Raw genomic sequence first — 11,247 nt, forward strand, 5'->3', positions numbered from 1 at the left:
AACTTCAGAATGCAGCTTCGAGGCGTTAAAGACAAAGCATTTTTCCTTTTCAGATTATCCAAAATTTTTGCCTAGTCCCCAACTTTTGTTACTGATCCCTGATTTTTCGTGACCCATTTTTGTAATTTTTTGAATGGGACACGAAATAGGTCATATAAATCGTGACCTATTTTGTTTTTTTTTGATACTGCGCTAAAACAAAAAACGCTGTAAACATTGATGTTTACAGCGTTTTAGCTTATTTTGGTTTCTAACCTGGCGGAGAGTGAGGGATTCGAACCCCCGGACCTGTTACAGTCAACAGTTTTCAAGACTGCCGCAATCGACCACTCTGCCAACTCTCCTTACTTACTACGATTTCTCGTTTTCAGTGGTGCAAATATAGAGCGTTTTTCTCTTTTTGCAAAATATTTTTAAAGTAAATTTTAACAAGTGTTAATAATCGGTTAGAAATCAGGTTATTTATTTTCAATTACAGAATATTTGAAAATTTAATTCCTGCAAAAACTGCGATGATTCCAAGTAAAATACTCAATCCGATGTAAATAGTTAACATCAAAAATTGCTGATTTTCCCAAAGAGAATAATTTTCGATACTAAATGCTGAAAAAGTGGTGAATCCTCCACAAATTCCGGTTATTAAAAGAAATTTGAGTCCATTATCAAACTTTACCAAATAAGAGGTTAAAAAACCTATCGCAAAACATCCTATAATGTTTACCAACAGAGTTCCAACAGGAAAATTGTTGATTTTCCAAAGTTTCTGAGCGTTAAATGACAACAGATAGCGCAAAACACTACCTAAACCTCCTCCAAAAAATATTAGAAATATATTTCTCATAAAAAAAACGCACCTTTTAATTAAGGTGCGTTTAAATTTATATAATTTAGTCTAATTCAGCAAGATATTTCTCTGCATCCATGGCTGCCATACATCCGCTTCCTGCTGCAGTAATGGCCTGTCTGTAAATATGATCTTGAACATCACCAGCTGCAAAAACTCCCGGAATATTGGTTCTTGAGGAGCCTTTTTCCGTAAGAATATATCCGTTTTCATCAAGGTTAACTTGTCCCACAAAGATATCTGTATTGGGTTTGTGTCCAATAGCGATAAAAATTCCGTCCACATCAACGGTAGATTTTTCCTGGGTTTGATTGTTGATGATTACCGCTTTTTCCACTAAATTGTTTTCTCCTTCAATACCAATAAGTTCGTGGTTAAATTTCACTTCAATATTCGGAGTGTTATTTACTCTGTGAATCATTGCTTTAGATGCTCGGAAAACATCTTTTCTTACCAACATCGTCACTTTTTTGCATAATTTTGCAAGATAAGTGGCTTCTTCTGCTGCGGTATCTCCAGCTCCAACAACAACTACATCTTTTCCTTTATAAAAAAATCCGTCGCAGGTTGCACAAGCAGAAACTCCGCCTCCAGCATATTTTTTTTCATCTTCAAGACCAAGATATTTTGCAGTAGCACCTGTAGAAATAATAACAGATTTAGCAAAAATTTCTTTATTACCCGCGTACAGTTTATGAATCCCTCCAATTTCACCAGAAAATTCAGCCTTTGTAATGAGTTCGTAGTGAACTTTGGTGTCGAATCTTTCTGCTTGTTTCTGGAGATCCATCATCATTTCGGGACCTGTAATTCCGGCAGGATAACCCGGAAAATTATCTACTTCTGTAGTGGTAGTTAATTGTCCGCCCGGTTCTAGACCTGTGTACAATTCTGGTTTAAGATCTGCTCTTGCGGCATAAATTGCGGCTGTAAAACCAGAAGGACCAGATCCTACAATGACACAATCTAAAATATTTTGTTCCATAATTTATTTGTCGGTTTATAGTTTGCTAAGGTCGGAATTTTTAATGTTTTATTAAAGTTAATTTGATGATACTTATCAATATTTAATATCTGAAAAGTAAATTAAATAATATTGTTTTTTTAATTTTTCAAAAACTGCCTTAATTCAGAATTGATGTTTTTTGGGTTTAAATGAAAGGATTCTAATGCTTTCTCTACCGAATTTCCATTTTTAAAAACCGTAAAAAGCTTTTCTTTTCCAAATTTAATAAGAATCATTTCGCAAAGTACTGCAGAAACTACGTAAGGTATTGGAGTTTCCTTCTCAAAATAAAGTTTTTCATATATATTGAGGTGTTTGAAAACATCAAAGTCAGGATTTTCCTTTAAATACTTCTTTAGTTTTTCTTTTTGCCACAGATAATCATACTTTCCGCTTCCTCCAAAATAAGTGGCAATTCCTTCATCGAAATAAGAATTTATCTTCGGGAAAAGTTTTGAGGTGTAAAGATGAACCACTTCGTGAGTGTAATATTCTGAGTTATTTCCAGATATAACGATGTTATAAGGTTCTGCGAAACCGCCCGACTGATCGGTGTACATCATTGGGTGATAATCGAAACCTTTCAATTTGAATGCTTCTTCAGGAGAGACTGTTGAATAGTAATAAATCGGGAATTTCTCAGTTTCAAAAAACTCTGAAAGGTGCTTAATATCTGTTTTTTGCTTTTCAATTTCTACATTGTTTATTTTTTTTAATGGCGAAATAGAGTAGGTGATGTTGTCTTCTTTCTTCTCTTCCCAATCTTTTGTAGCATAATTTATATACTTGCTGAAGAATATTTTTCCATCTTTTTTAGTAGCAATCATATTATAAATTGCTTTAATCAGATTAGATTTTGTTTTTGGATTGTATCCAAGGAAAGCTATTTTTATGATTTTTTGGTCATCCTTATCGGTTGGAATAATTTCCATGAGTGAAGGTTGATAAAAATCTGATCCCATTTTTCCGTTTTGAATATCCATAATTTCGTAAAAAGGAAACTGGAATTTTTTGAAATCGGATTCAAGCCAAAATTTAGAATCTTTAGTTTCTAAAAAGTTACCTAAAGTTTCGATAATTTGGATGTTTAAAGAATCATTCAGATCTACAGTCGGAGAAATAGATTTTATTTTTGACTGACAATAAGTGAATTGAAAAAGTAAACCTAAAATAATTGTAAAGACACTCTTCATGGTAATCTTTTATGAAAAAAATTCATTTTCAACGCATCAAATCTTCATTTTAATCTTATCTACATTGATGATTTTGTAGACCATTTCTTTAATAAGTTCGGCATCATCCATATTTACTGCTCCAAGACCTTTTCCTTTCATATCAAACTCTCTCAGGATTGAAATGACTCTCGTAGCATGTTTCAGAGGATAAAAACGGGAAGCTTCGGCGTAATCTTTCAAAAAATAAGGATTAATTCCCATTTGAGAAGCAATAGCGTTAGGAGATTGTCCAACCATAGTGTTGTAAATAATGATGTTGGAAAAATAGTTATATAAATTCCCCAACAACATCACAAAAGGATTGTTTTTAGGATTTTTGCCCATAAAATGTGCAATTTTAAATGCTGCATTGGCATTTTTCATTCCTAAAGCTTTCTGCAATTCGAAAACATTGAATTCTTTACTAATCCCGATATGATTTTCTACAATGGTTCCGTCTAAAATTTCTCCCGCTTTTAAAATCATTTTAAGCTTATTAAGCTCATTGGCGATTCTGGAAAGATCATTTCCCAAATATTCTGCCAAAAGATGAGAAATATTGGGAGCCGTTTTTATCTGAAGTCTTAAACATTCGTCTGCAATCCATTTAGGAAGAAGATGTTCTTTTACCGATTCGCTTAAGAATAACGCACCCGATTTTTCCAACAGTTTGGTAACTTTTTTGCGGCTGTCTAATTTTTTATGTTTGTGGGCAAATACCAAAACCGTAGAAGGTACAGCATTCTGAACATACGTTTCTAAGGCATTGCTTTCTGCTTCTGTAAGTTTTAAATCCTGTGCTTCCTTTACAATAATTACCTGTTTATCTCCCATCATAGGAAACTGTCTCGCCAAAGACAAAATTTCTTGGTAAGAAGTATCTTTTCCGTAAACAACAGTCTGGTTGAATGCTTTTTCGTCTTCTTCCAAAAAATCGTTTTCTAAAGCTTTTACGGCAAGATCTATAAAGTAAGGCTCATCTCCATGAAAAAAATAAATAGGTAGAACTTCTTTATTTTTAATATTTTTGAGGATTAAATCTAATTCTTTCATCGTATTAATGGAACTTCCCAAACTGAATTTTCAGGAAAATTTTGATTTTAAATTCAAGAAAGACAAAGATAAGTTTTTTATCTATGATGTAGTGCGTAAAACTTACCTTTTGCTTACACCCGAAGAGTGGGTGAGACAACACTGGATTCATTATTATCTTATTGTGAAATCTTATGCGGTTTCAGCGTTAATCACAGAAAAAAAGATTGTTCTGAATGGCTTAACAAAACGAATTGATCTTTTGATAACAGAAAAAACGTTACCTAAAATTTTAATTGAATGCAAAGCTCCACAAATAAAACTCACCGAAAAAACCTTTGAACAGACAGCAAGATACAATTCAATTATCGGGGCGGAAGAAATTATTCTAACCAATGGTTTGCAGCATATTCATGCTTTTTACAGCAATGGAGAATATCAGTTTTACAAACCTCAATGAGTATGAAATTAATTACAAATATTATTCATAAAAGTGCTTTATTCCTCTCTATTCACCAAATCCATCGAAAACGCGGGCAGACAAATGGCAATGTATTCGCAAGGTTCCGAAAACGGATTGCTGTAACGTATTCTTGCGCCTTTTTCTATGAGAATACTTTGTCCTTTTTCTAAAATTACAGTTTCACCATCAATTTCAAACTGTTTTTTACCCGAAATAATGATGGTATATTCATCAAATTCCGGAGTTTGATGTGGCTCGCTCCAATTGGGCGGGGCAACCATGTGTGCAATAGAAATATTAGCATTTTGTGTTGAATTTCCCCAGTGTTCTTCTATTAATTTCCCGTCTGTAGTAGGTACTACGAAAGGAGATTTCTGAATTTTATATTTCTTCATTTTTTATTGAATTGAATATGGTTTTAAATTAAAATTTTAATAATTTTCTTTTCTTATTTCGTACAAGAAATTGATTCTTGAAGGTTCACCTTCGTAATCGACTTTTTTCTCCTCAACTTTTTTTGCTCCAATTTTTTCGATTGCAATTTGAGAACGCAAATTGTCTTTTCCAATATAAAAATTTACTTTGTCAACATATTGGAAAATGTAGTCGAGCATCAGTTTTTTTATTTGTGGATTAATACCTTTTCCCCAAGAATGTATTCCGTAAAATGTATATCCTATAAAAATACTGTTGTCAGATTCGTTATAATCATAAAATCTGCTGCTTCCTAAAATTAATCCAGTAGCTTTTTCTACAATTTTAAATGCTCCATTACTTTCCATCGCAGCATCAAAAAACTTTTGAAAAACAGTCCTTTTATAACGGTCTTTATTGGGATGCTGTTCCCAGACTTCCGGATCTGATGCCACTTCGTACAATAATTCAAAATCCCCTTGTTTTAAGGGGATTATTTGGTATTTTTCGTTTTCTAAATTAGGCTGAATAGAAAATTCCATAATTAGCTCTTTGCTTTTGCAGATTCAGATTCAATCTTCTTAATTTCTTTAAGTTTTTCTGCAATTTTGGTTACTGCATCTGGTTTTGCAGGTTTCAATGGAATTTCGGCCTGTGCCATATCCCATTTAATGACTAAGTTTCCTGAATTTTCATCAGTAGGATTCAGGGTGATTTCAAACCATTCCTGTTTATCTGCCAATTTATTTACCGGAACCGTTACATCCAAAACATCCTGTTTAGGATCGTAAGTATATGCTCCCCATTGTTGGAAATCTTTGTTTAAAATAACTTTCCATTCTTTTTCGGTAGGTACAATAAACAAACCGTAAGTTCCTGCCTGAATTGTTTTTCCGCCGAAATTTACAGACTGCCCGAAAGTAATTTTTGTTGAAGAATTGGCTCCTGCTCTCCAAACCTGACCATAAGGAACGAGCTCGCCGAATATTTTTCTGCCTTTTACTCCTGGTCTTCCGTAATCTACGGTAATTTTAGACATAGAAAACTGCTGTTCAACTTTTTGTCGCGGACTTGCCGCCGGTACAGAATAATCTTGTGCTAAACTGAAAACGGAAGCGGATATGCAAACTGCCAATAATAACTTTTTCACTTTTTTTAAATTTTGCTAAAATTACGAAATGGATATTACAAATTGGTTTTTGAGATTGATAAAATTTGTTAAATTCAATAATAATCATCTTCGGAAATTTAGCATCGAAAAAAGAAAAACCTCATGATGAGTTCAAGAGGTTTTTACAATTAAATAGTTTTAAAGTGATTATTCTGGCATCGCTTTCCATTTTTGGATGATCGATGAATACAGGTATATAAAAATAAACCCACCAAAAAGAATGATATAGCTAATTCCTAAACCAAGAGAATCGAATACGGTAAGACATGTCTTATTTCCTGAAGCATGATCGTAAATTTCTCCTCGACAATCTGCAGTCTGATATATACTGATAATTGCGAAAATTAAGAGAAGTAATAAAACAAAACCATTAATAGAAATATTGATTAAAATAGAAGAGACCATCTTATTAAGGTTTTTCAGATTAAAAATGGGTGGAAGAAGTATCGCAAATGCAATAAAGAGTAAAAGATAAGGTATAAAAACTTCAGCTCTGCCATTAGCTACAACACTATAAAAAACACTAATTAAGGTAACTGCCAAAGCCAAAAGCCCTGCACTGATTATGCTGAATAAAAGTGATTTTAACCCTGTAATTCTGAAGCTGAAAATTAATGCAGAAAGAAAAAATGCAATCCATAAATAAATGTGAATATTTTCTGAAACAAAATCTTCATTTTTCACAAAATCGATGTTTTGAAGAACATCTTTCATGTTGTCTGTATGATAATAGTAATTGGTAAGATTGTTTTTAAAATAGTCTTTTGGAGAGATTTCTTCATTAATTTTAGGATTGAATTCTCTAATTTTAACACTGTCGCTTACAATGTTTCCGCTTTCGTCTACAGAAGCCGATACCGAATCTACAGTTACAGCAGAATAGGTATCATTATCATTATTACCTGGTTTGTAGTCCCGAATAAAATATCGTACTTCAAAATTGGGATTTTGTGATGAGTAAACCATTCTTGCCCATATTTTAGAATCCAGATTTGTACGAATTCTGTATTTTTTAGAAATTTCGAGAAAGTCTTTTAGTAATTTCTCCAGTTCTGCAGGTTTTTTTCTGTTTAAAAGTTCTGTCGTTTTTTGGTTAATAGCCGCTTTTTTTGTTTTCAGAAAGGTGTTTCCGGCATTTTTATATGCGTATAAACTATTATCTTCAACGGCTCTTACGTCATAATCTTCATTTTGATAACTGTAATCATACAGCAAATTAGAGAAATTATAGTACGTAAGTCCGGTTGTAGTAATGTATGAAGAAAGATCTACAACATTTTTTTTGAAGTAATAGATCTCAGAATTATCTTTTTCTTCGGAATAGGCGATGGGTGTTTTTAAAGAATTTTCAGGCTCCGGAATAATAAAATCTCCATTTTTGTTTTTTTTGAATGAAGTCTTAGAATACACAGAATAAAACTGATAAACTCTGTCGTAATAAACAAAATATTTTTGGTTTCTTTCTATTTTATCAATATCGGTTTCACAATATAAATCTTGGAAAGGTTTAGGAAAAAGACGGTTATCTAAGGTGTAATTTTCCAGACTTTGAGCTAAAAACGGATAGCTTCTGTTAATAACATCTATATCTTTCACCATTTCCTGATCAGAATATTTTTGATTGATGTATGCTCTGAAACCAGTCTTGTAAGAAAAGAAAAAAGTTGTTCCCGCAAAAATAATGATGAAATACTGTACAAACTGAGAAAATAATTTCCCTTTTGTAGAAGGATAAAAGTTTTTGAATGCATTGTTTTTCAGCATCATCAGAAGCCATCCAACAATTATTAAAATAGAAATAATAAGATGTACGAAGAAAACGCCATCTGTAAAATAATCATTTTTTACACTGTATTTCTGTAGCGAAACAGGATCTATATGAGAAAGATAGCCAATTATAAAAAACAGAATATGTACTCCGAAACTAGCCAAAAGCATCCATACGATTCTGGTATTCCAGATAGAAGGATATTTTTCTAGCAGATATTGGTTGAATTGATGTATTTTTTGCATTGTAGAATAATTTTAAGAAGATTAGTTTACAAAAAATCTTCTTGTGGAAGATGAAATATTTCTGATGTACACGATTTCTGCACCGGCGTTTCCTAAAGCTTTCATTACTTCTGAGAACTGAGTCTGAGAAGAAAAATAAGCAACAAAAATTCCACCGTTAAAATTCAGTTTTTCAATATTTAGTGCTGCGAAAATCTCCAATAGTCTGTCTCGCGATTCGGGAGTGTCTATTTCGATGATTAAGTGAGTGTTTTCTGAAGACTGCAATTCAGAATTATCTTTATACTGACCGTTTTTAAGGAAAATAACTTTATCCGAAACTTTTTCCACTTCATACAATTGCTGAGAACTCAGAATAAGTGCGATAGGATTGTTTACCGAATTGGCAATAGATTTTAAATCTTCCAGAATTACCTGCTGAGCCAAAACATCAAGATTTGCCAAAGGTTCATCAAGCAAAAGAATTTCCGGTTTTCTAAGCAGTGTTCTGGCTAATTCAAATCTCATTTTATAACCGGAAGAGAGTTCGCTCCATTTCAGGTGCTTGTAATTCCACAAACCGAGTCTTGCAATCATCATCAAAGTTCGGGTTTCATTTTCTTCCGGAGGAATTCCGTAATTAGAGAGTACAAATTTTAAATTGTCTTTCAGACTTCCATACCATTTTTCTGTTCGCTGAGGGATATATACCAGCTTTGTACGAAGATCATAATCATTTTTTGGTTCTTCATTAAATGAGTAATTCAGTTCGCCTTCGTTATAAGAAATTTCTTTGGCTAAAATTCTCAAAAGGGTAGTTTTCCCGTTTCCGTTTTCCCCAACCAGACCATAAACTTGCCCTTTATTGATTTCTACAGAGATAGGACCGAGAGAAAAACGGTTGCTTCCGTAAGATTTTAAAATATTTCTGGCTCTTAAAACCGATTTTTCCAAAGAATGTTCTTTTACAGGAATTTTTTCTATATTTTGAAGAAGATTTTTCGACTTTTCGACGAGTTCGTCGATGTAGGTTGGGAATTTTTCTTTCCAGTCTGTAAGTTCTATTGCTTGTCTGTAGATTTCCATGTTTTGTGTATCCATGGCGCAATCCAGCAGTTTTCTGAATCCCAGAACAGTATCTTTATTCTCGAAAAAATGATATACTTCGGCTACTCTTTGCTGATGTTTGGTCATTTGTTTTATTTAAGTTAACCGAAGATAATATTTTTAAGCTAATATGTATATCTAAATGGTGAGAAAAATTTAATTTATATTTGATGATATTTTTAGATGAAAATCATGAGTAGAAATTTTATTTTTTTTATCATTATTGTTTTGAGTTCAAACCTCTTTAAAGCTCAGGAGACAATACCTTTCAGAATCTCAAAGTACAATAATATTATTGTTAAATCTTTAGTCAATAAAAAAGATTCTCTGGATCTCATGTTTCAGATTGCGATGGAAGATGCTTCTATTTCTCCTCAAAGAATTAGAAAAGCAGATCATATTATTTTTAAGGACGAAATAAGTGATGGGAATACGGTTAAAATAGGTAAAAAGACTTACAAAAACATCCGTTTTTTTGATAATGAACTCACCGGTCATGAAGCCGATGGTAAAATAGGAACCGGGATTTTTAAAGATAGATATTTTAAGATTGATTATGATAATAATCAATTCGTTATTTATGATAAAGAGCCCGACTTAAAAGGGTATCAACCTATGAATCTCTATGCTAAAAATGGTCAGCTTTTCATTGTGGCAGATAACATCATTGTAAATCAGCAACAGGAAGCATACTTTCTTCTTCAGTCGGGGTATTCGGGCGGTTTGCTTTATAGTAACGAATTCGCAGAAGCTCATCATTTGAACGAAAAACTGAAAATTACGGGAGAAAAGTCGCTCAAAAATTCTGCCGGACAAACCGTTACAACAAAGCAAGGTATTTTACCTTTTTTAAAACTTGGAAATATCGTTTTGAAGAAGGTAAGTGCAGGTTTTTTTACAGGAGATCTAAAAACTCAGCATTCTAACTATTTTGCCGCAGATCTTATGCGTAGATTCAACTGGATTTTCGATAAAGACAGGAAAATCGTTTACATTAAACCGAGTAAATATTTTGATGAACCTTATTATAAGATTAATTAATTTAAAATTTTTTTTTATCTGATATTTACTCCAAACAAGTGTCCTACAACCGCAGTAATAGCCATTGCTACAGTACCCCAGAAACAGATTCTAACCATTGCGATACCCACTTTAGAACCACCTGTTTTTGCTGCTACAGCCCCCAAAATCATTAGGAAAATAATAGAAAAACCATACTGGTAATACACCATGTCGCTTTCTGGAGCAAAAACTGCAAGAATCATTGGTAACGCCGCACCGGAAAGAAAGGAGAAAAAAGAAGCAATGGATGCCTGAAGCGGTTTTGCTTCAGTAATTTCGTTGATGCCTAATTCGTCTTTTGCATGGGCTTCTAAAGCATTATGATCGGTGAGTTCTTTTGCTACAAGCATAGCCGTTTCTTTGCTCACTCCACGTCTTTCGTATATTTTTGCCAGTTCCTGAAGCTCGATTTCAGGGATTTCCTCAAGTTCTTTTTTTTCTCTTTCTATATCTGCCTTTTCGGTGTCAGATTGGGAGCTTACAGAAACATATTCTCCTGCAGCCATAGACATTGCACCCGCAATAGTTCCTGCCAAAGCAGCTAAAATGATAGATTGTCGGCTAGGATCTGCAGCGGCAACACCTATTACAATACTCGTTGTGGAAAGCAAACCGTCATTAGCACCTAAAACAGCAGCACGTAACCATCCTACGCGATTTACATAATGTTTTTCCAGTTGATGTTTCATCAAAATAAAACTAAAGCTAAAATTAAAATAATTAAATTAAAAGTTTTGCGAAATAATTACAAAAAATATTCTGAATGCAAATTACAAAAGAATTTTTGAGTTTGCTTGAATTTCAATATTGAATTTCAATGTTATGTTTCAGAATTAAAGATTTACTCGTAGTGCATTATCAAACGAGATTTATTTTTAGGTTGTTTATATTTCTATCAAAAATAAATCTATTCAAAAACTGAATAGTTGTAAGGGTTGTAAT

Annotated in this window: 12 protein-coding genes and 1 tRNA gene; 2 read left to right on the forward strand and 11 right to left on the reverse strand. The window is 33.0% G+C overall.

What is annotated here, in order from left to right; all coding sequences use genetic code 11:
- Positions 1-256 precede the first annotated feature (256 nt).
- The 5 genes from IV513_RS13500 to holA form a co-directional block, all read right to left on the reverse strand.
- Positions 257-344, reverse strand: a tRNA-Ser gene (locus IV513_RS13500).
- 128 nt (positions 345-472) lie between these two features.
- Entirely contained in the window at positions 473-841 is a 369-nt protein-coding gene (gene crcB, locus IV513_RS13505; RefSeq protein ID WP_209391088.1) for a fluoride efflux transporter CrcB, read from the reverse strand.
- A gap of 46 nt (positions 842-887) precedes the next feature.
- Positions 888-1,829: a thioredoxin-disulfide reductase gene (gene trxB, locus IV513_RS13510; RefSeq protein ID WP_209391089.1), complete on the reverse strand. Its 942-nt coding sequence runs from the start codon at positions 1,827-1,829 to the stop codon at positions 888-890.
- Between the two features lie 119 nt (positions 1,830-1,948).
- A complete protein-coding gene (locus IV513_RS13515; protein WP_209391090.1) occupies positions 1,949-3,043 on the reverse strand; it encodes a hypothetical protein in 1,095 nt (364 codons plus the stop codon).
- 36 nt (positions 3,044-3,079) lie between these two features.
- Positions 3,080-4,117, reverse strand: a complete 1,038-nt coding sequence (holA, locus tag IV513_RS13520) for a DNA polymerase III subunit delta (protein WP_209391091.1) — start codon at positions 4,115-4,117, stop codon at positions 3,080-3,082.
- Between the two features lie 7 nt (positions 4,118-4,124).
- Between holA and IV513_RS13525 the strand changes: the two genes are divergently transcribed.
- Positions 4,125-4,556 carry a type I restriction enzyme HsdR N-terminal domain-containing protein gene (locus tag IV513_RS13525; RefSeq protein ID WP_209391092.1) on the forward strand — a complete coding sequence of 144 codons (432 nt, stop codon included), beginning with the start codon at positions 4,125-4,127 and terminating at the stop codon, positions 4,554-4,556.
- A gap of 38 nt (positions 4,557-4,594) precedes the next feature.
- Here the strand turns inward: IV513_RS13525 and IV513_RS13530 are convergent, their stop codons facing one another.
- The 5 genes from IV513_RS13530 to IV513_RS13550 all read right to left on the reverse strand — a co-directional run bounded on the left by IV513_RS13530 (position 4,595) and on the right by IV513_RS13550 (position 9,330).
- Positions 4,595-4,954: a cupin domain-containing protein gene (locus IV513_RS13530; RefSeq protein ID WP_209391093.1), complete on the reverse strand. Its 360-nt coding sequence runs from the start codon at positions 4,952-4,954 to the stop codon at positions 4,595-4,597.
- Positions 4,955-4,990: 36 nt separating this feature from the next.
- The gene (locus tag IV513_RS13535; RefSeq protein WP_209391094.1) at positions 4,991-5,515 is read right to left on the reverse strand and encodes a GNAT family N-acetyltransferase; all 525 of its coding nucleotides are present in this window, start codon (positions 5,513-5,515) and stop codon (positions 4,991-4,993) included.
- Positions 5,516-5,517: 2 nt separating this feature from the next.
- Positions 5,518-6,123 (reverse strand): DUF2911 domain-containing protein, encoded by a 606-nt coding sequence (locus tag IV513_RS13540; RefSeq protein WP_209391095.1) that lies wholly within the window; start codon positions 6,121-6,123, stop codon positions 5,518-5,520.
- Positions 6,124-6,291: 168 nt separating this feature from the next.
- Positions 6,292-8,157 (reverse strand): hypothetical protein, encoded by a 1,866-nt coding sequence (locus IV513_RS13545; RefSeq protein WP_209391096.1) that lies wholly within the window; start codon positions 8,155-8,157, stop codon positions 6,292-6,294.
- Between the two features lie 21 nt (positions 8,158-8,178).
- Positions 8,179-9,330, reverse strand: coding sequence for an ATP-binding cassette domain-containing protein (locus tag IV513_RS13550; protein ID WP_209391097.1), 1,152 nt, complete (start codon positions 9,328-9,330; stop codon positions 8,179-8,181).
- 105 nt (positions 9,331-9,435) lie between these two features.
- Here IV513_RS13550 and IV513_RS13555 point away from each other — a divergent pair, with 105 nt between their 5' ends.
- Complete coding sequence (locus tag IV513_RS13555) at positions 9,436-10,284, forward strand: hypothetical protein (RefSeq protein ID WP_209391098.1); 849 nt, start codon at positions 9,436-9,438, stop codon at positions 10,282-10,284.
- A gap of 14 nt (positions 10,285-10,298) precedes the next feature.
- Here IV513_RS13555 and IV513_RS13560 read toward each other — a convergent pair whose 3' ends face one another.
- Positions 10,299-10,994, reverse strand: a complete 696-nt coding sequence (locus IV513_RS13560) for a VIT family protein (protein WP_209391099.1) — start codon at positions 10,992-10,994, stop codon at positions 10,299-10,301.
- Positions 10,995-11,247 lie beyond the last annotated feature (253 nt).

It is taken from the genome of Chryseobacterium sp. RR2-3-20, assembly GCF_017808115.1.
GTDB classification, from domain to species: Bacteria; Bacteroidota; Bacteroidia; order Flavobacteriales; family Weeksellaceae; genus Chryseobacterium; species Chryseobacterium oryzae.